At 75.2% G+C, this 22,807-nt stretch carries 17 protein-coding genes; 10 read left to right on the top strand and 7 right to left on the bottom strand.

Annotation, left to right across the window (positions count from 1 at the left end; translation table 11 throughout):
* Window positions 1-358: 358 nt before the first annotated feature.
* Entirely contained in the window at window positions 359-1,864 is a 1,506-nt protein-coding gene (locus tag ACFW6A_RS08880; protein WP_386639678.1) for a M4 family metallopeptidase, read from the bottom strand.
* Window positions 1,865-2,744: 880 nt separating this feature from the next.
* Here ACFW6A_RS08880 and ACFW6A_RS08875 point away from each other — a divergent pair.
* From ACFW6A_RS08875 to ACFW6A_RS08855, 5 genes are all read left to right on the top strand, one after another.
* Window positions 2,745-4,940, top strand: coding sequence for a HEAT repeat domain-containing protein (locus ACFW6A_RS08875; RefSeq protein WP_386639529.1), 2,196 nt, complete (start codon window positions 2,745-2,747; stop codon window positions 4,938-4,940).
* Between the two features lie 408 nt (window positions 4,941-5,348).
* Complete coding sequence (locus ACFW6A_RS08870) at window positions 5,349-6,197, top strand: hypothetical protein (RefSeq protein ID WP_386639526.1); 849 nt, start codon at window positions 5,349-5,351, stop codon at window positions 6,195-6,197.
* The gene (locus ACFW6A_RS08865) at window positions 6,194-7,483 is read left to right on the top strand and encodes a HAMP domain-containing sensor histidine kinase (RefSeq protein ID WP_351841454.1); all 1,290 of its coding nucleotides are present in this window, start codon (window positions 6,194-6,196) and stop codon (window positions 7,481-7,483) included. The genes ACFW6A_RS08870 and ACFW6A_RS08865 overlap by 4 nt, the downstream gene beginning before the upstream one ends.
* Window positions 7,484-7,793: 310 nt before the next feature.
* The gene (locus tag ACFW6A_RS08860) at window positions 7,794-9,185 is read left to right on the top strand and encodes an FtsW/RodA/SpoVE family cell cycle protein (protein WP_351841456.1); all 1,392 of its coding nucleotides are present in this window, start codon (window positions 7,794-7,796) and stop codon (window positions 9,183-9,185) included.
* A complete protein-coding gene (locus tag ACFW6A_RS08855; RefSeq protein WP_351841458.1) occupies window positions 9,182-10,819 on the top strand; it encodes a penicillin-binding transpeptidase domain-containing protein in 1,638 nt (545 codons plus the stop codon). Before ACFW6A_RS08860 ends, ACFW6A_RS08855 begins: the two co-directional genes overlap by 4 nt.
* 56 nt (window positions 10,820-10,875) lie before the next feature.
* On the opposite strand, the gene ACFW6A_RS08850 is transcribed toward ACFW6A_RS08855, so the two are convergent.
* Window positions 10,876-11,994 carry a ferritin-like domain-containing protein gene (locus ACFW6A_RS08850; protein ID WP_386639521.1) on the bottom strand — a complete coding sequence of 373 codons (1,119 nt, stop codon included), beginning with the start codon at window positions 11,992-11,994 and terminating at the stop codon, window positions 10,876-10,878.
* A gap of 169 nt (window positions 11,995-12,163) precedes the next feature.
* Between ACFW6A_RS08850 and ACFW6A_RS08845 the strand changes: the two genes are divergently transcribed.
* The 4 genes from ACFW6A_RS08845 to ACFW6A_RS08830 all read left to right on the top strand — a co-directional run bounded on the left by ACFW6A_RS08845 (window position 12,164) and on the right by ACFW6A_RS08830 (window position 15,710).
* Window positions 12,164-13,099 carry a diiron oxygenase gene (locus tag ACFW6A_RS08845; RefSeq protein WP_351841462.1) on the top strand — a complete coding sequence of 312 codons (936 nt, stop codon included), beginning with the start codon at window positions 12,164-12,166 and terminating at the stop codon, window positions 13,097-13,099.
* Window positions 13,100-13,160: 61 nt separating this feature from the next.
* A complete protein-coding gene (locus tag ACFW6A_RS08840) occupies window positions 13,161-13,883 on the top strand; it encodes a helix-turn-helix domain-containing protein (RefSeq protein ID WP_351841464.1) in 723 nt (240 codons plus the stop codon).
* A gap of 10 nt (window positions 13,884-13,893) precedes the next feature.
* Window positions 13,894-14,223 carry a hypothetical protein gene (locus ACFW6A_RS08835; RefSeq protein WP_351841466.1) on the top strand — a complete coding sequence of 110 codons (330 nt, stop codon included), beginning with the start codon at window positions 13,894-13,896 and terminating at the stop codon, window positions 14,221-14,223.
* 89 nt (window positions 14,224-14,312) lie between these two features.
* Window positions 14,313-15,710: an NlpC/P60 family protein gene (locus ACFW6A_RS08830; RefSeq protein WP_386639516.1), complete on the top strand. Its 1,398-nt coding sequence runs from the start codon at window positions 14,313-14,315 to the stop codon at window positions 15,708-15,710.
* Here ACFW6A_RS08830 and ACFW6A_RS08825 read toward each other — a convergent pair.
* The 5 genes from ACFW6A_RS08825 to ACFW6A_RS08805 all read right to left on the bottom strand — a co-directional run bounded on the left by ACFW6A_RS08825 (window position 15,680) and on the right by ACFW6A_RS08805 (window position 21,671).
* Window positions 15,680-16,918 carry a styrene monooxygenase/indole monooxygenase family protein gene (locus ACFW6A_RS08825; RefSeq protein ID WP_351841470.1) on the bottom strand — a complete coding sequence of 413 codons (1,239 nt, stop codon included), beginning with the start codon at window positions 16,916-16,918 and terminating at the stop codon, window positions 15,680-15,682. The genes ACFW6A_RS08830 and ACFW6A_RS08825 overlap by 31 nt on opposite strands.
* A gap of 65 nt (window positions 16,919-16,983) precedes the next feature.
* The gene (locus ACFW6A_RS08820) at window positions 16,984-17,610 is read right to left on the bottom strand and encodes an ATP/GTP-binding protein (protein WP_351841500.1); all 627 of its coding nucleotides are present in this window, start codon (window positions 17,608-17,610) and stop codon (window positions 16,984-16,986) included.
* Window positions 17,611-17,692: 82 nt separating this feature from the next.
* Window positions 17,693-18,106: a DUF742 domain-containing protein gene (locus ACFW6A_RS08815; protein ID WP_351841472.1), complete on the bottom strand. Its 414-nt coding sequence runs from the start codon at window positions 18,104-18,106 to the stop codon at window positions 17,693-17,695.
* Window positions 18,103-18,615 carry a roadblock/LC7 domain-containing protein gene (locus tag ACFW6A_RS08810; RefSeq protein ID WP_351841474.1) on the bottom strand — a complete coding sequence of 171 codons (513 nt, stop codon included), beginning with the start codon at window positions 18,613-18,615 and terminating at the stop codon, window positions 18,103-18,105. The genes ACFW6A_RS08815 and ACFW6A_RS08810 overlap by 4 nt, the downstream gene beginning before the upstream one ends.
* Window positions 18,612-21,671 (bottom strand): nitrate- and nitrite sensing domain-containing protein, encoded by a 3,060-nt coding sequence (locus tag ACFW6A_RS08805; RefSeq protein ID WP_386639512.1) that lies wholly within the window; start codon window positions 21,669-21,671, stop codon window positions 18,612-18,614. The genes ACFW6A_RS08810 and ACFW6A_RS08805 overlap by 4 nt, the downstream gene beginning before the upstream one ends.
* Before the next feature lie 360 nt (window positions 21,672-22,031).
* On the opposite strand from ACFW6A_RS08805, the gene ACFW6A_RS08800 reads away from it, so the two are divergent.
* On the top strand, window positions 22,032-22,805 hold the full coding sequence (locus ACFW6A_RS08800; RefSeq protein WP_386484937.1) for a hypothetical protein: 774 nt from the start codon (window positions 22,032-22,034) through the stop codon (window positions 22,803-22,805).
* The last annotated feature ends 2 nt before the right edge of the window (window positions 22,806-22,807 follow it).

Genomic DNA, 22,807 nt, shown 5'->3' with positions numbered 1-22,807 from the left:
GCTGTGAGTGGTTCACTACGTTCCGCCTAACGAGGCATGAAGCGGGCACACTTGACGACGCCGGCTAGCTCTCACACGGCTGCCCGGAGTCCTGAGTGGCACGGGGCCAGACCAAGTTTCATGTGCTTGCGGGCTTCCCTGCGCGTGAGTAGCGAGTGGGAACCAACGAGGAACTTCGTCCTCAAGTGTTCATGCAGGTCAGGCAGCTAGATAGTTGCACTGAAGCATGCCCTCCGGAGCCGTGTGCGCAGGTTCGAATCCTGCCGGGGGCACTTCGTGAGAAGTGTCGAGACCCCGCCCACAGCGCAAGCTGGGGCGGGGTCTTCTTCATGTGCGCGCGGGGGGCGGGGGCTGGTGGTTACTTGACGTTGACGGCCTTCCAGGCGGCGTTGACCGCGTTGTACTCGGGGGAGGCGGCGCCGTAGAGGTCCGAGGCCGCCGAGAGGGTGGCGGTGCGGGCGCCGGCGTAGGTGGTGGAGGAGGTCATGTAGGTGGTGAGGGCCTTGTACCAGATCTTGTAGGCCTTCTGGCGGCCTATGCCGGTGAGGGTGGAGTTGTCGTAGGTCGGGGAGTTGTAGGTGACCCCGTTGATCGTCTTGGTGCCGCTGCCCTCCGCGAGGAGGTAGAAGAAGTGGTTCGCCGGGCCCGAGGAGTAGTGGACGTCGAGGCGGCCGAGGCTGCTGGACCAGTAGTCGGCGGAGTTGCCGTCCTTGCTGGGCTTGTCCATGTAGCGGAGCGGGGTGCCGTTGCCGCGGATGTCGATCTTCTCGCCGATGAGGTAGTCGCCGGTGTCGGAGGCGTTGGCGGCGTAGAACTCGACCGAGGTGCCGAAGATGTCGGAGGTGGCCTCGTTGAGGCCGCCCGACTCCTTGCTGTAGCGGAGGTTGGCCGTGGAGGCGGTGAGGCCGTGGGACATCTCGTGGCCGGCGACGTCGAGGGAGGTCAGCGGCTTGGCGTTGGCGGTGCCGTCGCCGTAGGTCATGCAGAAGCAGGAGTCGGACCAGAAGGCGTTCACGTAGGCGTTGCCGTAGTGGACGCGGGAGTAGGCGGCGACGCCGTCGCCGCGGATGCCGTTGCGGCCGAGCTCGTTCTTGTAGAAGTCCCAGGTGACGGCCGCGCCGTAGTGGGCGTCGGCGGCGGCGGTCTCGCGGTTGCCCGCCAGGCCGTTGCCCCAGGTGTCGGTGGAGTTGGTGAAGAGGGTGCCGGTGCCGCTGGTGCCGCCGTTCAGGTCGTACGTCTTGTGGCCGCCTCGGGCGGTGTCGGTGAGGGTGAAGCCGGGGGCGGTGCCGAGGGTGACCTGGCCGCTGTACTGGGTGTTGCCGACGCCCGTCTCGATCGCCTCGTAGGAGTGGAGCTCCTTGCCCGTGGCGGCGTCCGTGACGACGTGGCGCTCGCTGGGCGTGCCGTCGTGCTGGAGGCCCTTCTCGACGGTCTCCCAGGCGAGGACCGGCTTGCCGCCGGCCGCCCAGATCACCTTGCGGGCGCCTTCGCGGGCCCTCTCGGCGGTGGTGGTCGGGACCGCGATGCGGGCCGAGGTCGCCTTGGTGGTGGAGCGGGCGCCGTTCTTCTTCTGGTGGACCACGAGGTCGCCGCCGAGGACCGGGAGGCCGTCGTAGGTGCGCTCGTAGCGGGTGTGGACCGTGCCGTCCGCGTCCTTGACGACGTCGCGGGCGACCAGCTCCTCGCGGTCGGCGAGGCCGATCGCCCGGGCGGTGTCGGCGGCCGACGCCTGGGCGTCCCGGATCGCGGCGGCGCGCTGGGGGGCGCTGAGGACGAGGGTGGCGGCCCCGGTCGCGGCGTCGCCGGCGGACGCGGCGCGGGTCTCGGCGCCCGCGGTTCCGGTCTGGACTCCGACGACGACCATGGCGGCCGAGGCGACGAGGGCGGCGGTGCGGACGACGGTCCGGCGGTGCGAGGACTGCTGGCGGATCACGCGGGCTCCTTCGCTGAAACGCGTGGGGGTGGTGTGGGGGGTGACGCGGAGGGGAGCGTGCCAGGCGCATCGACTTTTTGACAGGTATGCAACAAGGATTTGACCATCTGTTGTCCGAAGGGCGACGTGCGGTGTCCGCTATTCGGTTGGCCCAACAGGGTCTGGGTGGATATGAGTTCGGGCCTCTTCCGGGGGTTGGGAGGGGAGCGGGGAGGGAGGGAGAGAGGGGCGAGGAGGGTCGCTTCGGTGTCCTCGTGCGCCTTCCTGGGGAGCGACATCTCGCCACGTCCGGCGGGGGACGGGGAGCCGCTCGGGTCTCTGTTCGGCGCGGGGCGGACGGAGCGGGCGGGGCGGAGCGGACGGGGCAGGTGGGGGGCAGGTGGGCGGGGCAGGTGGGTGGACGAGGGCGCGCTCGGGCGTGCTCGGGCGCGCCGAGGTGCTTGTCGTGTGCGTCGCCTTCCGGCCGTCCCCGGGGGCGCCGGCCGGGGACGCGCGTGCGGTCACGGGACCCGCGGGGCGCGGAGGCGGGGCCCGGTCGCCGTTTCCGGCTCGGCCCGGCGGGCCGGGCGCCTCGCCCGAGGCCGGTTTCCACCCCTTCCGCGCCCGTCCCGGACGCTCCACGCGCGCGTGCCGTCGCCGCACTTCCGGCGGCCCGCACCGTACGCAACGGGCCGCCCACAGTGCGTACATGGCGCAAACCGAGCGCAACGTCAGGCGTTCGCACGGTGCGTGACGTCCGTTCGGCTGCGATGTCCTTCCTGTGGTGCACACTTGCTGCCTGGTAAGCGCTCACGGGGAAGGCGGCCTGGCCATGCTGACGGGGATCGAGGAGGTCGACTGGGCCTCGCTGGGGCACGCGTACGGCCCCGCGGACGACGTGCCGGCGCTGCTGCGCGGTCTCGCCTCGGCCGACCCCGCCGAGCGGGAGGCCGCCCTCGACGGCATGTACGGCGCCGTTCACCACCAGGGCGACGTGTACGACTCCACGCTCGCCTGCATCCCCTTCCTCCTGGAGCTCGTCGCCGACCCGGCCGTCCAGGACCGCGGCGGCATCGTCGAGCTGCTCACCAGCATCGGCGGGATCGAGCTGGACGACGAGGACGACGACCTCGACGGGCCGTCCGGGCCCGGCCCGGACGACGGCTTCGTCCCGGCCGCGAACTTCGCGATGGCCGCCGCCGCGGTCGCCGCCGGCGCCGACGTCTTCCTCGGGCTGGTCGACGGCGCCGACCCCGAGGCACGGCTGGCCGCGCCCGTGGCGCTGGCGTCGCTGCACCCGGACCCCGCGCGCGTGCTGACCCTGCTGCGGGAGCGGCTGACCGTGGAGCCGGACACGGAGGTGCGGCTGGCGCTGGTCGCGGCGGTGGGGCGGATCGCGCTGCGGCACGCGTCGCTGCGCGCGGAGACCGTCGACTGGCTGGGCTGGCTGGCGGGGGCGGCGCAGGACCCGGGACTGCGGCTCGCGGCGCTGGCGCAGCTCGCGCGCTGCTCGCCGGGGCGGATCCCGGAGGACATCGTGCGGTGGGTGACGGACCTCCTGGAGGAGATCCGGACGGCCCCGCAGCCGGAGGCGAAGCCGGAGCCGTCGGTCTGCGGAGACCGGGACCGGGACGGAGACCGGGACCGGGACCGGGACGGCGAGCCGGGGCCCGTCCGGATGCCGGCGACGCTCGTGGGGCAGGTGCGCGAGCTCCTTGAGGAGCACGTGGCGGGGCGGCGGACGCCGTGGACGGAGGAGCTGCTGCGCACCCTGCACGGGGCGCTGGACGACCGGGTGGACGACCGGATCGCGCTGATCCTGGCGCAGTTGCGCAGCCCCGACCCCGGCCAGCGGGCGGACGCGGTCTGGCTGTGCGGGGGGCTGATACGGCTCTGGCGGGGGCGGTACGAGGAGGTGGTGCGGCTCGTCGGCGCGCAGCTGGCCGATCCGGACGCCCGGCTGCGGGACGCCGCCACCTCCTTCCTGGAGCGCCTCTTCGAGCTGGGCGCCCCGGCGGCCGACGGGCTCGCGGCCGTCCTCGCCGAGGGCCCGGGCGGCGCGCACCGGGCCGCGGCGCCCTCCGGAGGCCTGGGGGAACTGACCGGCCGGACCGGACGGGACGGGGCGCTGCTCGCCCTGGCGCGGAGCGGCGACGCCCGTGCCGTGCCGCTGCTCGCCCGCGCGCTGGAAGGGCCGGGCGAGGTGCGGCGCGAGCTGCTGTACGCGGTCGACGGGCTGGGCCCGGCGGCGGCGGGGCTCGCGCCGCTGCTGCGGCGGCGGCTGGCGGCGGTGGAGCTGGACGAGGACCTGTACGACCGGGCGTCCCCGCTGCTGTACGCCCTGGCGGCGGTACGCGGCGGGCAGGCGCTGCCGGAGGTGCTGCGGGTGCTGCGGGGGGCGCCGGAGCACCGGCGGGCGTGGGTGCGGGAGGCCGCGGCGCGGACCCTCGGCGCGTTCGGGCCCGCCGCCCGGGAGGCCGTACCGGACCTGCGGGAGCTGCTCGGCGCCGACTCGGCGGCGGTCGCGACCACGGCGGCCCGTGCCCTGTGGGCGGTGGAGGGCGACGCGGAGGCGGTGGTGCCGGTGCTCGTGCGGTGGCTGCGGCCGGGGGCGTCGGGCGCCGACCGGTGCGCGGCGGCCCAGGCGCTGGGGGCGATCGGCCCGGCTGCGGCCGGGGCGGCCCGGGCACTGCGGCCGGGGCTGACGTCCCGGGACCTGTGGGAGCGGGTGCGGTGCGCGGCGGCGCTGTGGCGGGTGTCCGGGGAGACGGAGCGGACGCTGCCGGTGCTGCTCGCGGCCTGGGAGGAGAACCGGCACGCGCGCGTGGACATCGCCGAGTGCCTGGCCGAGATGGGCCCGGCGGCCGCGGCGGCGCAGCTGCCGATCCTCACCGAGCTGACCCGCCGCCGGCGGCACAACGCCCGCGAGGGCGCCTCCGGCAGCCACGACGTCCACCAGGACGAGAAGCTCCTCACCCTGTGCCGCGCGGCGCTGGCCCGGATGGAGCTGCGGGGGCTCCAGGGTTGAGCGGCGGCTTCCGGGAGCGGGAGCGGGAGCGGGCGGGACGGGCCGGAGCAGGCCGGGGCAGGGCGGGTTGGAGTAGGGCCGGCCGGAGGGGGCGGCCCGGAGGGGGCGGGGCGGAGGGGGGCGGGGCGGGAGTCGCGCCTCAGGCCGCATCACGCAGCCGGACAGTCGGCCGGTCGGTCAGCCGTGTCGCGCGGTCAGCCGTGTCGCGCGGCCGGTCGGGTCGCGCGGCCGGCCAGTCGGCCCCTCGGCCGCCGGACCGTACCGCCCCGTCCTTCCGGAACACCCCGGAGGGCTCCTGAAGGCCCCGGAGGACTCCGGAAGGCCCCCAAGCGGCAATTCCGACAATCGAACAATAGGGGACACCGCATATCGTTCTGACCAAAGACCGGTCACCATCCGAGGAGCGCCGTGGGACCCCGTACCGTCCGGCTCGCCGCCGCCCTCGCGCTGGGCGCCCTCCCGCTCCTCGCCGGGTGCGGCGGCGGGGGCGGGCTCGAGAGCGAGGGGCCGTCGGAGACGGCGGTGGGGCCCGTGCGGCTGTGGCCCGACCTGCCGCCCGCCTCGGATCCGCCGGCCGACTACGGCGAGACCGACACCGAGCGGGTGCCGGGGATCACCGTGCGGGGCGCCGACGTGCGGACCGTGGACCCGGTCGCGGTGGTGCGTGCCGAGGTGGCGGCGCACCCCGGCACGGACGCCGGGGACGACGGGCCGGGCGGGTTGGACGAGCGGACGGCGCGGGCGGTGCTCGCCTGCGACACCGCGCCGGAGGCGTGCCCGGTGCTCTCGCCGTACTACCGGGACCTCACGGGCAACGGCCGGGACGAGCTGATCGTCGGGATCCGGCTGCCCGAGCAGCAGGTCGCCGTGCGGGTGTACCTCGCGGAGCGGGGCGGGCTCACCCGGGTGATGTCCACCGTCGACCAGGTGATCAGCGTGGAGCTGGCGGGGCGGGACCTGGTGGTGCGGGCCGCCTCGGCCGGGATCCCCGGATACGAGTACCGCACCGCCTGGTCGTGGGACCGGCTCCAGCACAGCATGCTGCCGGCGCGGGACGAGATCGTGCCCGTACGGTCCCCGTCGGCCGCCCCGCGCACGGAACCGCCCCGCCCGGACTCCCCCCGCACGGCCCCGCCCGGTACCGAGCCGCCGGGCCCCTCCTCTCCCCGGGCCGAGCCGCCGGGCACCGCCTCCCCCCGCTCCCCCCGCGCCGAGCCGCCCGGCCCGGGCTCCCCGCGCGCGGAGCCGGTGACGTGAGCGCGCGCCGTGCGCGGCGGCCCCGGGCGCCCGCCTGGACCGCGACGCTCACCTGGAAGGCCGCGGTCTTCATCGCCGTGATGTGCTGCGCCCTGGCCGCCCTGCTGGGCACGCTGGTGCACGTCTCGGTGACCGGGCAGACCGTGCGCGACGCCCGGGAGAAGGCGCTGTCCCGGCTCGCGGAGGTCACCCGGTCGTACGAGGCGGGCGAGCCGCTGCCGCCGTTCGCCGGGCTCGACCCGGCCGGGCTGCCGGAGCCGCTGCGGCGGCTGACCGCGCGCGGCGAGCGCGGCACCATGACCTCCGACCACCAGGGCCGGCCCACCATGTGGGCGGCGGGCCCGGCGGACGGGCACGCGCTCGCCGTCCGCGTCGACCACAGCGTGGGCGCGGGGACGATCGACGCCCTGGACCGGTCGATCGTCGGCTCCTCGATCCTCGCGATCGCGGCGACGCTGGCCGTCGGCGTCGTGGCCGTCACCCGGGTCACCCGGCGGCTCCACGCCACGGCGCAGGTGGCCCGCCGGATCACCGCCGGGGACCTGGACGCCCGCGTGGACGACCCCCGGACGAAGGACCCGCGCCGGCCGCAGGACGAGGTGGCGACGGTCTCCGGGGCGCTGGACACGATGGCCTCCTCGCTCCAGCGCAAGCTCCAGAACGAACAGCGGTTCACGGCGGACGTGGCCCATGAGCTGCGGACCCCGCTGACGGGCCTCTCGGCCGCCGCCGAGCTGCTGCCGGAGGGCCGGCCCGCGGAGCTCGTACGGGACCGGGTCAGGGCCATGCGCGGGCTGACCGAGGACCTCCTGGAGATCTCCCGGCTCGACGCCCGCAACGAGACCGTCGACCTGGCCGTGCACGAACTCGGGCCGCTGGTCGAGCGGGTGGTGCGCGCCTCCGGCACGGAGACCGAGGTGCGGATCGCGCGGGACGCGACGGTCGAGACGGACCGGCGGCGCCTCGAACGGGTGCTGGGGAACCTGGTCGCCAACGCCCACCGGCACGGCCGGCCGCCGGTGGTCGTGACCGTGGACGGGGCGACGGTGGCGGTACGGGACCACGGTCCGGGCTTCCCGGAGTACCTGTCCGCCTCCGGCCCGCAGCGCTTCCGCACCGAGAGCGGCGGCAAGGGGCACGGCCTGGGCCTGACGATCGCGGCGGGCCAGGCGGAGGTGATCGGCGCCGAGCTGGAGTTCGGCCGCGCCGCGGAGGGCGGCGGCGCGGAGGCGCGGATCCGGCTGCCGGAGTACGTACGGTTCGAGGACGACGCCCCGGAGGGATGAGCGCCCCGGGGGAATGAGCACGCCGGGGGAATGGACGCCCCGGAGGGATGAGCGCTCCCGCGGCGGCCCTCGGCGCGCGGCACCCCACGGCATCCCTGCCGTGCGCCGCCCGGCACCCCCGGCTCGCCCCGCAGTGCGCCGCCCAGCACCCACGGCGTCCCCGCCGTCCGCCCGGCACCTTCGGCTCGCCCCGCACGCCCGCGGCGGAAGCACGGCCCGCCCCGCACGCCCGCGGCGGAAGCGCGGCGCGCCCACGGCACACCGTCACACAAAAGGGACATACGGCATACGGCTTGCTACGTTGCCGACCATGACCGCACCTCGGACCACGGACGCGCCTCCGGACGCGCCGCCGCCCGGCGTCCGGGTCCCGAAGGGGCGCGGGGTGGAACTGGTGCTGCTCCTCGGCGCCGTCCTCATCTCCGTCTGCGGCTACGCCGAGGTGGGACTCGCCCACGACGGGGCCGTGCCGCCGGACGCCGCCCGCTACGGCGCGGGGCTCGGCCTCCTCGCGCTGCTCGCGCACCTCGCCGTGCGGTTCCGGGCGCCGTACGCCGACCCGCTCCTGCTACCGATCGCCCTCCTGCTCAACGGGCTCGGCCTGGTGCTGATCTACCGGCTCGACCTGGAGACCCCCCGCGACCAGGCGGCGACCCCGCAGCTGGTCTGGTCGACGCTCGGCGTCGCGCTCTTCATCGTGGTCGTGGTGCTGCTGCGCGACCACCGCTCCCTCCAGGGGTACGCGTACGTCTCGGTGGCCGCCGCGCTGGCCCTGATGATCCTGCCGATCTTCTTCCCCGCGGTGAACGGGGCCCGGATCTGGATCCGGATCGGCGGGCTTTCCTTCCAGCCGGGCGAGTTCGCGAAGATCCTGCTGGCGGTCTTCTTCGCCGCGTACCTCTCCGCCAACCTCAGCGCGCTCGCGTACGCGGGGCGCCGGGTCTGGCGGTTCCAGTTCCCGACCTGGCGGGTGCTCGGGCCGATCGTGGCGATCTGGCTGCTGAGCGTCCTCGTCCTCGTCCTGGAGCGGGACCTCGGCACCTCGCTGCTCTTCTTCGGCCTCTTCGTGATCATGCTGTACGTGGCGACCGGCCGCACCGGCTGGATCGCCATCGGGCTGCTGCTCGCCGCCGCCGGGGCCTTCCTGATCGGCTCGGTCGAGCCGCACGTGCACAGCCGGGTGGAGGACTGGCTGGATCCGTACGCCTCCATCCGGGCCGGCGACGGGCCCGGGCAGCTCGCCCAGTCGCTCTTCGCCTTCGCCGCCGGCGGGATGCTCGGCACCGGCCTCGGGCTCGGGCACTCGGTCCTCATCGGCTTCGCCGCCAAGTCGGACTTCATCCTGGCGACGGCCGGCGAGGAGCTGGGCCTCCTCGGGCTCGCCGCGCTGTTCCTGCTGTACGCGCTCTTCGTGGCGCGCGGCTACCGGGCCGGGCTCGCGCTGCGGGACCCCTTCGGGCGGCTGCTCGCCGTCGGACTCGCCTCGATCGTGGCGCTCCAGGTCTTCGTGATCGCGGGCGGGGTGATGGGGCTGATCCCGCTGACGGGCATGGCGATGCCGTTCCTGGCGCAGGGCGGTTCGTCGGTGGTGACCAACTGGGTGATCGTCGCGCTCCTGGTGCGGGTGAGCGACTCGGCGCGGGCGCCGCGGCCGGAGACCGCGGACACGGGCGAACTCGCCCGGGTGGAGGCGGGCCGGTGATCCGGTACATCCGGCGGGCCGCCGCGCTCTGCCTCGTCCTGCTCGTCGCGCTGCTCGTCAACGCGGGGCGCGTGATGCTGGTCGAGGCGGACGAGCTGGACGCCAATCCGGCCAACCGGCGGAGCGCCATCGCCCGCTGGGCCGAGCCGCGCGGCGAGATCGTCGTCGACGGCCGGCCGGTGACCGGCTCCCGCGACAGCGGTCAGCAGCTGCGCTGGGAACGGACCTACCGGCGGGGCCCGTTGTACGCGCCGGTGACCGGCTACGCCTCCCAGACGTACGGCACCACGATGGTCGAGCACGCGCAGGACGCCCTCCTCGCCGGGACCGACCCGGCGCTGGCGCCGCTGCCGCTGTGGAACGACCTCACCCGGGGCCGCTCCCCCGGCGGCGACGTGGTGACGACGATCCGGGCGCCGATGCAGGAGGCGGCCTACCGGGGGCTCGACGGCAAGCGCGGCGCGGTCGTGGCGCTCGAACCGTCGAGCGGGCGGATCCTCGCGCTGGTCTCCTCCCCGTCGTACGAGCCCGGCGTGCTCTCCGGCACCGGCCCGGACGTGAAGGACGCCTGGGCCCGGCTGACCACCTCGCCGAACCAGCCGATGCTCAACCGGGCGCTGCGGCAGACCTATCCGCCCGGCTCCACCTTCAAGATCGTGACCGCTGCGGCGGCGCTGGACGCCGGGGTGGTGCGGGACGTGGACGCGCCGACGGACACCCCGGACCCCTTCGTGCTGCCCGGCACCCGGCAGGTCCTGCCGAACGAGGCGCGCGGGTGCGAGGACGCCTCGCTCGCGTACGCCCTCCAGTGGTCCTGCAACACGGTGATGGCCGGGCTCGGCGTGGAGGTCGGCCTGGAGGACATGGTCGGCACGGCGGAACGGTTCGGCTTCGACGACACGACCCTGCGGGTGCCGTCCTGGGTCGCGAAGTCGAACTTCGACCGCGTGATGAGCCCGGACCAGCTGGCGCTGTCGTCGATCGGCCAGTTCGACACCACGGCCACGCCCCTCCAGATGGCCATGGTGGCGGCCGCGGTCGCCAACACGGGGGAGATCGCGCAGCCGTACCTGGTCGACCGGACGACCACCTCCGGCGGGGCGACCGTGGACCGCACCCCGCGCCGCGGCTACCGGCAGGCGATGAGCCCGTCGACCGCCCTCCAGCTCCAGCGGCTGATGGTGAAGGCGGTCGAGGAGGGGACGGGGACGAACGCGGCGATCCCGGGGGCGCGGGTCGGCGGCAAGACGGGCACCGCGCAGCACGGCTTCGGCAACACGGGGACCCCGTACGCCTGGTTCATCGCCTGGGCGCAGGCCGAGGACTCGGCCCGGCCGGCGGTCGCGGTGGCGGTCGTCGTGGAGGACGCGGAGGCGGCCCGTACGGACATCAGCGGCGGCGGCAGCGCGGCGCCGATCGCCCGGGACGTGATGCGGGAGGCGCTGCGCCTGGAGGCGGAGTCCCGGGCCGCGCCGGGCGCGCGGGGCGAACGGGCCGCGCAGGCGACTCCCCCGGCCCGGCCCCGGGGCGCACCCGGCGCCCGGCCCCCGGAGACGACGCCTCCGGCGCGCCCGCGGGGCGCACCGGGCGGGCGGTCCCCCGAAGGAGCGTCCCTGCCCCGCCCCGCCGGCTGACGGGCGCGGCCCCGGGTCCGTCCGCCCCCGCCCCCAACGCTCCCCCGTCCCTGCCCCTACCCCTCCGCCGCCCCGGCCGCGATCGCGTCCGTCACCTCCGCGACGCGTGCCCGCTCCTCCTCCGCGAAGCGTTCGGCGTCGAGGCGTTCGGCGATCTCCTCGTCCTGGGTCATGAGGAGGTCGAGGTTGGAGTCGCCGAGGTCGAAGACGCCCATGTCGAGGTAGGCCTTCTGGAGGCGTTCGCCCCAGAGGCCGATGTCCTTGACGCAGGGCACGATCCGGCTGAACAGCAGCTTCCGGAAGAGGTGGAGGAACTCGCTCCGCTCGCTGAACTCCTCCGCCTCCCCGCGCGGGATCCCGAAGTTCTCCAGGACCTCGACGCCGCGCAGCCGGTCCCGCATCAGGTAGCAGCCCTCGATGACGAACTCCTCGCGCTCGCGCAGCTCGGCGTCGGTGAGCTGCTTGTAGTGGTCGCGCAGGGCCATCCGCCCGAAGGCCACGTGCCGGGCCTCGTCCTGCATGACGTACGCGAGGATCTGCTTCGGCAGCGGCTTGTCGGTGGTGTCGCGGATCATGCCGAAGGCGGCGAGGGCGAGGCCCTCGATGAGCACCTGCATGCCGAGGTAGGGCATGTCCCAGCGGGAGTCGCGGAGGGTGTCGTCGAGGAGGGTCTGGAGGTGGTCGTTGATCGGGTAGAGCATCCCGATCTTCTCGTGCAGGAAGCGGCCGTAGATCTCGGCGTGCCGGGCCTCGTCCATGGTCTGGGTGGCGGAGTAGAACTTCGCGTCCAGGTCGGGCGCGGACTCGACGATCCGGGCGGCACAGACCATGGCGCCCTGCTCGCCGTGGAGGAACTGGCTGAAGTTCCAGGCCGCGTAGTGGCGGCGCAGCTCGCCCTTGTCCTTCTCGGTGAGCTTGGCCCAGTGGCGGGTGCCGTGGAGGGCGAGCGCCTCGTCGGGGGTGCCGAGCGGGTCGTACGGGTCGACCTCCAGGTCCCAGTCGATGCGGCGGGCGCCGTCCCACTGCTTGTCCTTGCCCTTCCGGTAGAGGGCGAGGAGCCGGTCACGGCCGGCGTCGGCCATGTCGTACTCCCAGGAGAAGCGGGCGTCTCCGGTGGCCGGGATCTCCCGGCCGGGCCCGGACGGGGGGTTCACGTAGAGCTCGTGCGTCGACATCGACCACTCCTTCCGGCCACCGGCGTCCTGCCGCCGCCAGCAGGCTCACACGTTGCTGTACGAAGCGTCAACAAGTCGCGCGCGAGGGATTGACGGGCTTGCTGACGGGCAGTCTGATAGCGAGTGACCGACGGTAACCCGAGTCCGACGCCAGCGAGGTGTCCCCGCCATGAGTCCCTTCACCGAGCCCGACTTCACCCGGCTGCGGGACGCGCTCGGACCGCTCCGCGACCGCGAGCGGCTCGCCGAACGGCTCCTGGAGTCGTCCCGCAAGCACTCCTACGACCCCGACACCGCGCTCGACTGGGACGCCCCCTTCGAGGACGGCAGGTGGTACTGGCCGCCGGAGCTGGTCTCCCTCTACGACACCCCGCTGTGGCACCGGATGTCCGAGGAGCAGCGGATCGACCTCTCCCGCCACGAGGCCGCCTCGCTGGCCTCGCTGGGCATCTGGTTCGAGGTCATCCTGATGCAGCTGCTCGTCCGGCACATCTACGACAAGTCGCTGACCAGCCATCACGTGCGGTACGCGCTGACCGAGATCGCCGACGAGTGCCGGCACTCGATGATGTTCGCCCGGATGATCCGCAAGAGCGGGACCGGCGACTACCCCGTGCCGCGGGTCTACCACAACCTCGCCCGCGTCCTGAAGACCGTCTCCACCACCCCCGGCTCCTTCGCCGCCACCCTGCTCGGCGAGGAGATCCTCGACTGGATGCAGCGGCTGACCTTCCCGGACGAGCGGGTCCAGACGCTGATCCGGGGCGTGACCCGGATCCACGTGGTGGAGGAGGCCCGCCACGTGCGGTACGCCCGCGAGGAACTGCGCCGCCAGATGGTGACGGCGCCGCGCTGGGAGCAGGAGTTCACCCGGCTCAGCTGCGGCGAGGCCGCCCGGGTCTTCTCCACCTGCTTCGTCAACCCCGCGGTGTACGACGCGGTGGGCCTGGACCGGCGGGAGGCGGTCGCCCAGGTGCGGGCGAGCGGCCACCGGCGGGAGGTCATGCAGTCCGGCGCCAAGCGGCTGACGGACTTCCTCGACGACATCGGCGTGCTCCGGGGGCCGGGCCGCCGGCTCTGGCGCTCCTCGGGCCTGCTGGCCTGAGGGGGCGGGCGGCTTCCCGGCCGGGGCCCGGAGGCGGCGGTACCGGGGATACGCTGCGGACATGACGAGCGCCGCCTCTCCCGCGTACCGCCGGCTCAGCGTCGAGGAGCGGCGCGGCCAGCTCCTGGAGGCCGCGCTCGGGCTCTTCGCGCACCGGGCCCCCGAGGACGTGTCGCTCGACGACGTCGCCGAGGCGGCCGGGGTCTCGCGGCCGCTGGTCTACCGCTACTTCCCCGGCGGCAAGCAGCAGCTGTACGAGGCCGCGCTGCGCTCCTCCGCCGACGCCCTGAACCGCTGCTTCGCCGAGCCCGAGGACGGCCCGCCCACCGCCCGGCTCGGCCGGGTCCTGGACCGCTACCTCGCCTTCGTGGACGGCCACGACGCCGGTTTCAGCGCGCTGCTGCGCGGCGGGAGCGTCGTCGAGACCTCCAACACCACGTCGATCGTGGACGAGGTGCGGCGGGCCGCCGCCGCGCAGATCTTCCTGCACCTGGGCGCGGAGCGGCCGGGCCCGCGGCTCGGGATGCTGGTCCGCACCTGGATCGCGGCCGTCGAGGCGGCCTCCCTCATCTGGCTGGACGAGGGCAAGCGGCCGGTCGCGGGCGAGCTGCGCGACTGGCTGGTCGACCACCTCGTCGCCCTCCTGGCGGCCGGCTCGGCGAGCGACCCGGAGACCGCCGCGGTCGTGCGGCGGCTGCTCGCCCAGGAGCGCCCCGACGGGCCCGTCGCCGCTCTCGCCCGGCGCCTGGCGCCCCTCGTCGGCGAGGCGGCCCACCTGCTGTGAGACTGGTGGGGTGAGAAGCGAGAACACCCCCTTCCGCGGCGGCCCCCTCGACGGCAGGGTGCTGCCCATCCTGCTCGGCGCGACCGGCCACCCGCCGAAGTGGTACGAGGTGCCGGTGCCGGCCCACGACGGCCGTCCGCCCGCGCTCCACACGTACCGCCGCGAACCCGCGGGCCACACCAAGCGCCTCGGGCTCCAGCGCGGCTGGGTCTACGCGTACGCCCCCGAGGGCCGCGAGCGGCGCGAGCTGAAGTGGCCGTGGTCGAAACCGGCCGCGCGGCCCGGCGCGGAGCGGGGCGAGGAGGCGGACCGGGGGCGGGACGGAGAGCCGAACGGGTGACGCCGGAAGCCACGCCCCGGTCCGTACGGTAATCGGATGAATTGACGCGCCATGATGCCTCCGGAGCCCGCTCTGGAGGTGGTGGTGACGTGTCGCGAAGGCTGCTGCGCACGGTCTGTACGGGAGCCCTGGCCGCGCTGACGGCCCTGACCGGCCCGGCGGCGGCCGCACCGGCGCCCCCCGGCCCCCCCGCGCCGCTCGCCCCGGCGGACCCGGCGGCGGAACCGGTGGGCCCGGTGGACCCGGACAGCGTGGCCGACGCCGAGGCCGACGCGGCGGCCGACACCCCGGACGACCCGGGCGACTCCGGCACGGCGGCCGACACCCCGGACGGCCCCGGTACCGCGGACGGCCCCGACACCCCGGACGCCCCCGGCACCACGGCCGACACCCCCCGGCCGGCGGTCGACGGCGCCGGGGCGCTCGCGCCCTCCGGCGGGGACTCCGTGGCCACGCTGCTCGCGCGCCTGCGCACCCTCTACCGGCAGGCGGAGGAGGCCACCGAGAAGTTCAACGCCGCCGAGGAGGCGCTGAAGGTCCAGCAGGCCGACACCCGGCGGATCGCCGCCGACCTGGAGACCGCCCGCACCGCCCTGGCGCGCGGCCGGGCCGAGGCGGGGCGGCTCGCCCGGGAGCAGTACCAGGGCCGGACCTCCTACGCCTCCCCGCTGCGGCTGCTCTTCGCCCCCGACCCGCAGTCGGCCCTCGACGCGCGCCACCTGCTGGACCGGACGGCCCGCGACCGGGCCTCCGCCGTCCCCCGGCTCCGGACCGCCGAACGCCGGGCCGCCTCCCTGGCCGCCGACTCCCGGACCGCCCTCGACCGGCAGCGGACCCTCGCCGCGCGGCAGCGGACCCGGCGGGACGAGGTGCGGAAGAAGCTCGCGGAGGTCGAGGCGCTGCTCGCCTCCCTCTCCCCCGCCCGGCTCGCCCGTCTGACCGAGCTGGAGCGGACCGAGACCGCCGGCGCCCAGCGCGAGCTCCTCGCCTCCGGCGCGCTCGGCCCCGCCCGCACCCCCTCCCGGGCCGGGGCGGAGGCGCTGCGCTTCGCGGTCGGCCAGCTCGGGAAGCCGTACGAGTGGGGGGCGGAGGGGCCGGAGGCGTACGACTGCTCGGGGCTCACGCAGCGCGCCTGGGCGGCGGCCGGCCGGGACCTCCCGCGCACCAGCCAGGAGCAGTGGGCCGAGCTGCCCCGGGTGCCGCTGGGGGAACTGCGGCCCGGGGACCTGGTGGTGTACTTCCCGGGCGCCACCCACGTCGCGCTCTACCTGGGCGAGGGCCTGGTGGTGCAGGCCCCGCGCCCCGGCGGCCGGGTGAAGGTCTCGCCCCTCGCCGCGAACCCGCTGCTCGGGGCGGTCCGGCCGGACCCGGACGGCGCGTCCCTGGAGTCGTACGCCCCGCCCGTCGTCCCGGAGTCGGCCCGGGAGGGTTCGGACGAGGGGTACGACGGGACGGGTCAGGCCCCGGAGGCCACCGAGGCCAGGTAGGCGGAGGCCTTCTCCGGGTCGAAGAAGAAGTTCTCGAAGTCCGCCGGGTCGTCGAAGCCGTTGGCGAAGCGGTCCGCGATCGGCTGGAGCTCGCCGGCCGCGCCCAGCAGCTGGAGGACGTGCTCCGGCGGCGGGGCCAGCATCGCGTTGGTCCACTTGGTGACGGGCTCGGCGGTCTTCCAGTAGCGGTCGAAGGCGGACCGCATCCACGCCTCGTCGAAGGGCCGGTCGCCGTGCTCGACGATCGCGGCGAGGTAGGCGGCGGCGCACTTGGACGCGGAGTTGGAGCCCTGGCCGGTGATCGGGTCGTTGGCGACGACGACGTCCGCGACGCCCAGCACGAGGCCGCCGCCCGGGAGGTGGCCGACGGGGTTGCGGACGGTGGGGGCGTAGCGGCCCGCGAGGGTGCCGCCGGCGTCGGTGAGCTCGACCTTGGTGGCGCGCGCGTACTCCCAGGGCGTGAACCTCTCCATGAGCTCCAGCGTCAGCGCCAGGTGCTCGGAGGGGTCCTTGACGCCCCGGAAGACGTCGAGCGGGCCGCCGGGGATCCCCTCCCAGAAGAGGATGTCGGCGCGGCCGCCGGTGGTGAGGGTCGGCATGACGAACAGCTCGCCGACGCCGGGCACGATGTTGCAGCGGACCGCGTCGAAGTCGGGGTGCTCGGGGCGCGGGCCGAGGCCGTGCACGTACGCGACGGCGAGCGCGCGCTGCGGCTCGGTGTGCGGGGAGCGGTCGGCGTCCCGGCCGAACATGGAGACCAGCTCGCCCTTGCCCGCGGCGACGAGCACGAGGTCGTAGCGCCGGGCGAAGAAGTCGAGGTCGCCGACGGCCGCGCCGTGGATCACGAGCTGCCCGCCGCGCTGGGCGAAGGTCTCCATCCAGCCGGACATCTTCACCCGCTGGTCGACGGACTGGGCGAAGCCGTCGAGCCTGCCGACCCAGTCGATGACGCGGGCCGAGTCGGGGCCGGCGACGGAGACGCCGAGGCCCTCGATCCTCGGGGCCTGGGACTCCCAGAAGTTCAGGCCGAGGTCGCGCTCGTGGCCGAGCGCGGTGTCGAACATGCACTGGGTGGACATGACGCGGCCGGAGCGGATCTCGTCCGCCGTCCGGTTCGACATCAGGGTGACCTCGTACCCCCGGGACTGGAGGCCGAGGGCGAGCTGGAGGCCGGACTGGCCGGCGCCGACTATGAGTATCTTCCGCATGGGCGGGGCTCCTGGGGCGAAGACGAAGGTGGTGCGTGGGGGGCTGCGGGCGGGGCGCGGGCGCGCTATTCGGGGGTGGCGGAGAGCGCGTGCTCGACCATGGCGAGCAGCGTCTCGACGACGCTGTACCGCTTGCGCGCGTCCATGATCACCACGGGGACGTCGGGGGCGATCGTCAGGGCCTCCCTGACGTCCTCCGGCTCGAACCGCTCGGTTCCCTCGAAGTGGTTGACGGCGACGACGTACGGCAGGCCGCAGCTCTCGAAGTAGTCGAGGGCGGGGAAGCAGTCGGTGAGGCGGCGGGTGTCGGCGAGCACGATCGCCCCGATCGCGCCGCGCACCAGGTCGTCCCACATGAACCAGAAGCGCTGCTGTCCCGGCGTGCCGAAGACGTACAGGACCAGGTCGTTGTCGAGCGTGATCCGGCCGAAGTCCATCGCCACCGTGGTGGTGAGCTTGTCCGGGGTGGCGGTGAGGTCGTCGGTCTCCTCGCTGGCCCGGGTCATCAGCGCCTCGGTCTGGAGCGGGGTGATCTCCGAGACCGCGCGGACGAAGGTGGTCTTGCCGACGCCGAAGCCGCCCGCGACCACGATCTTCGTGGCGATCGGGGCGCGGGAGTGGTCGAGCTGCCAGTCCTGGGCGCCGTCCTCGGGGTCGGGTTCCCCGTCCGTCCGCCCGGGCTGGGCCGGGATCTTCGCGGTGGGGACGGCCTGCGCCGGGGAGGCGGCGGGGGCGGCCGCGGCGGTGTCGACGGCCGTGTCGACGGCGGTGGCGTCAGAGACGACGGAGTCCACTCAGCACCCTTTCGAGGAGCGCGCGGTCGGGCTGGCCGGTGTCGTGACCGGTCCCGTACACACGGATCTTTCCCTGGTCGGCCAGGTCGCTGAGCAGCACCCGGACGACACCCAACGGCATCTTGAGGAGGGCCGAGATCTCCGCCACCGTCCGCATCCGGCGGCATATCTCGACGATGGCGCGCATCTCGGGCATGAGCCCGCGGGCGCCGGGGCCGCCGTCCGTGAGGACCTTGCGGGCGAGCGGCGCCTCCAGGGCGGCCACGAAGGTCTCCACGAGCAGCACGTGCCCGAAGCGGGTGCGGCCGCCGGTCAGCGAGTACGGGCGCACGCGCGCGGGGCGCCGTCCCTCGCCGCGTACCGGCAGCCGGTGGGCGGCGGTCGGCGAGGTCACCGGTAACTCTCCATCGACTTGCGCAGCTCGCTGCGGACTTCGGGGGTGAGGACGTGTCCGGCGCGGCCCACGAAGAGCGCCATGTGGTAGGCGATGACGCTCATGTCGCAGTCGGGGGTGGCGTGCACGCCGAGCAGCGAGCCGTCACTGATCGACATGACGAAGACGCTGCCCTCGTCCATGGCGACCATGGTCTGCTTCACTCCGCCGCCGTCCATGAGGCGCGCGGCGCCGATGGTGAGGCTGCCGATGCCCGAGACGATGGTGGCCAGGTCGGCGCTGGAGCCGCGCGGGCCCCGGGGGCGGGCGGGCCCGTCGGGGGCCTGGTCCGGCCGCTCCTCGGGGTCGGAGGAGAGCAGGAGGAGCCCGTCGGAGGAGACGACGGCGACCGAGCGGACGCCCGGCACCTCCTCCACGAGGTTGCCCAGCAGCCATTGCAGGTTGCGGGCCTCCGTGCTCAGTCCGTACGTACCGGTGGTGCTGGTGGTGCTCGTTCCCGTGGCGGTCAACTGCGTGCCTCCTCGACTGTGTCCCCCGTCATCTCCTCTGTACGCGCGGTGCTCTCGGCCGCTATCTCCGCCTCGACGTCCCGGCGCCCGGCCACGGCGCCCTGGTGGAAGCCGCCCAGGCGGCGGCGGAGCGCGTCGGCGTCGACCGCGCCCCGGCGGGGGGCGGTGGGCGCCGCGGGGGCGCGGACCACCTGGGGGGTCCGCTTCGGCAGGCCCTTGTCGGTCACCCGCTCCCACTGGGCGGGCCGCGGCCCGGGCACCTGCGCCTCGTCGGCGGGCCCGGCCTGCTCGGGCACGGCCTGCTCCGGTGCGAACTGCTCCGGTACGGGCACGGCCTGCTCGGGTGCGGCCCGCTCGGGTGCGGCCTGCTCGGCTACGGCCCGCTCGGGTGCGGCCTGCTCGGGTGCGGGCGCGAAGGCCGGTTCGGCGGCGCGCTCGTGGCTGTCCGGCTCGGGCGGCGGGTCGGGGAGCCGCACCTGGAGCGTGGTCTCGGAGACGGACTCGTGGACCGGCTGCTCGTGGGCGGGCTGCTCGTGGACCGGCTCGGCCGGCGGTACGGGGAGCGGTTCCGGTTCGGCGCGGGCGGCGGGCTCGGAGCCGTACTCCCGCGGCTCCGGCACCGCGGGCTCCGACGGCTCCCGCTCCTCCGCCGCGCGGAAGGCGCGCTCCGCCGCGTCCACGAGCGGGTCGCGGGTGCGGGACGGGAGGGCGTTGGAGTTGGCCTCGGCCTCGGAGCCGGGAAGGTGCAGGACGGGTACGGGGCCGGTGCCGGCGACCCGTACCGGCTCGGGCGCGGCCGGCGGCTCGGCCGGCAGCAGCGGGAGCGGGAGCACCACGACGGCGGCCGTGCCGCCCGGCTTCTGCTCGCGCAGCTCGACGCCGACGCCGTGGCGGGCGGCCAGCAGGGAGACGACCCGCATGCCGAGGCCCTCGCCCTCGAAGGCCTCCGGGTCGGCGGCGGCGAGGCGGGCGTTGAGGTCGGCGCGGCGGTGCTCGGGGATCCCTATGCCGGAGTCCTGGACGGAGAGCATGATCTCGCCGGTCTCCAGGAGCCAGCCGGAGAGCTGGACCTCGGCGTCCGGCGGGGAGAACGAGGTGGCGTTCTCCAGGAGCTCGGCGACCAGGTGGCTCAGGTCGTCGGCGGCGAAGCCGGCGAGCTGGGCGTGCGGCGGCAGCGACTGGATGGTGACCCGCTCGTACCGCTCGATCTCGCTGACGGCGGCGCGCAGCACGTCGACCAGGGGGACCGGGCCCGCGTGGCCGTGGACGTGCTCGTGGCCGGCGAGGACCAGCAGGTTCTCGCTGTGGCGGCGCATGACGGTCGCCATGTGGTCGAGCTTGAAGAGGGTGGCGAGGCGGTCCGGGTCCTGCTCGCGCTCCTCCAGCTTCTCGATGACGGCGAGCTGCCGGTCGACGAGGCCGAGGCTGCGCAGCGAGAGGTTGACGAAGGTGTGGTGGACCGTGCCGCGGAGCCGCTCGAAGTCGGCGGTGAGGACGGCGATCCGGCCCTGGAGGTCGGCGCGCTGGGCGGCCAGCGCGGCCTCGGCGGCCTCCTGGGCGGCGACCAGCCCGGCCCGCTCGCCGGTGAGCCGGCCGGTGTGGGCGGCGAGGGCCGCGAGCTGCCCGTGGAGGGTGTTGAGGGAGCGGACGACCTGGGCGAACTCGTCGTTGCGTCCGGTGAAGCGGACGGCCTCCTCGGCCGCCGGGGCGGGCGCGGCGGCGAGCCGGGCGGCGCCGAGGCGCAGGACGGCGAGCGGCCGGGTCAGGCTGCGGGCGACGTAGGTGGAGACGCCCACGGCGAGCAGCAGGCAGCCGCCGAGGAGCGCGAGGCGCAGTTCGAGGGCGGTGACGTCGCCGTCGCGCAGGGCGGTGAGCCGCTCGACCCGCTTGGCGGCGAGCGTGGACTCGACGCCGCGCATCTGCTCGATGCGGGCGGAGAGCGCGGCGTCCAGAGCGGTCGGGGAGGTGCGGGTCTCGGCCTCGGTGAGGGCGGGCCGGTCGGTGAGCCTGTCGAGGGCCAGCTCGGCGGTCTTGACCTCGGGGCCGGTGACCGTCGTGGCGAGGGAGTCGCGGGCGGCCGGGCCGGCGGAGCGGTCGAAGTCGCCGAGGGCGGCCAGTTCGCGGACCCGGGCCTGCTGGGCGGCGGCGCTCAGCAGGTCGCGGGCGCGCTCGGCCTCCTCCTTGCCCTCGGGCTCCTCGGCGACGTAGGTGCCGGTGGCGGCGTCGTAGCGGAGGTCGCCGGTGGGCTCGGGCTGCGGGACGGCGAGCGCGGCGAGGAGCAGGCCCCGGGTGGCGGACGCCTGCTCGACGGCGCGGCCGAGGTCGGCGGGGGCGCGGGTGGCGCCGGTGAGACCGGGGTCGGCGGCGCGCGGCGGGGTCCGCTCGGCGAGGTCGTCGGCGAGGGCCTGGAGGACGGCGATGACGTCGCTGTACGCCTTGTGGGCCTCCAGGGCCGTGCCCTTGCCCGTGAGGGCGGCGCGACGGACGGAGGCGACGCCGGCCAGCTCGCGGCGGAGCGCCTCGGAGGCGGCGGGGCGGATCTCGTCGATCTGCCGGTCGACCCGGACGGCCCTGGCGGGGGTGACGACCCGGCGGTTCTTCTTGGGGCCGGTCTGCTGGTCCCGGCCGGCGGCGACGAAGGCGACGACCTCGTCGCGCTCGTCGGCGAGGGAGTGCGCGAGGGTGACGGCCTGCCGGTCGAGTTCGGCGAGGGTGACCAGGCGCCGGGACTCGTTCAGCGCGTCGGAGGCGGTGAGGACGGCGGGCGCGCCGGCGCCGACCACGATGACGCCGACGAGGGCGACACCGGCGACGAGGCGGGTGCGGACGCGCTTGGCGCGGCCGCCGGGGGTCGGCGCGGGGGCGCGGGTGCCGGTTCCGGCACCGTTCCCGGACGCGCTCGCGGCCTTGCTTCCGGCGTCGCTTCCGGCGTCGTTCCCGAGGGGGGACGGGGTTCCCGCGGTCGGCGTGGTGCCGGGGGTCGGCGGCTCACCGGGGGTCTGGCTCCGCGCGCCGTTCATGCTCCGAGGCCGCTTCTTCTGCACCGGTGCTCGCATTCTTGACTCGTCCGCCCACACAGCAGAGGTGACGGCCGGTCACGAGGTTCCGCCCCCACCCCTGGTACGGCTTCCGACCATTCCAGCGCTTCTCGGCAGGGGACGGGCATCGGCCGCTCCGCCACCCGAACGAGTGAACAACACTCCTGAGTTGGCGAACAACTTCCGGCGGGCGCCGCCGGGGGCCCGTGGCGGGGCCCGGCTGGAACTTCCGGGCGGGCTTTGGCAGGATGCCCGCCCGCAGCTCGCCGGAGCTGGTGATTCCGGCTTCCGCGCGGGCCACGGCCGGTTGGTACAGGCCATTTTCAGCCCTTTGCAGGTGGTGTGAAGACCCTGCGCGAGCCGGGCACACTGGACATCATGCGCAGCGAAGTCGCCACCCTTCCCGGCAGCCCCGAACGCCCCAACGAGGACTGGGCCGCCGCTGCTCTGCCCGCCTCGGGCGGCGGGGGGACGCTCGTCCTCCTGGACGGCGTCACCCCTCCCGCGGGCGAGGTGGGCTGTGTGCACACGGTGCCGTGGTTCACCGCGCGCCTCGGTGGCGCTTTGACCGAACTGTCCGCTTCCCGCGCCGATCTGACGCTGTCCGAGATCCTGTCGCTCGCAATCCGGCGCACCGCGGAGCTGCACGCGGACACCTGTGACCTTTCTCACGTGCGTACGCCTCAGGCAACCGTGGTCCTCGCCCGCTGGGACGCGACCGGGGTCGACCACCTGGTCCTCTCCGACTCCGTCCTGCTGCTCCGGGCGCCGGACGGCGCGGTCCGGGCGGTGCGCGACGACCGGCTGGACCGGATCCCGCGCGAGGCGCTCCGCTCCCACGCGGCGGCGGACCGGCTGCGGAACGCCGAGGGCGGCTTCTTCACGGCGGCCGCCGACCCGGCGGTGGCGGAGCGGGCGGTGACGGGCAGGACCCCGCTGGAGGAGGTGCGGGCGCTGGCCGCGCTCACGGACGGGGCGAGCCGGTGGGTGGAGCGGTTCGGCGCGGGCGACTGGGCGGAGTGCGCCGGGATCCTGGCGAAGGAGGGCCCCGCGGGGCTGCTCCAGCGGGTCCGGGCCCTGGAGTCGGCGAGCGCCGGCCGGTGGCGCGGGAAGCTCCACGACGACGCGACGGCCGTGTACGTGGAGCTCTGAGC

Origin of the sequence: Streptomyces sp. NPDC058758 (genome assembly GCF_042746075.1) — a bacterium.
Classification (GTDB): Bacteria; Actinomycetota; Actinomycetes; order Streptomycetales; family Streptomycetaceae; genus Streptomyces.
Note: the sequence above shows the minus strand (reverse complement) of the source record. Positions and strands in the feature narration are given on the sequence as shown.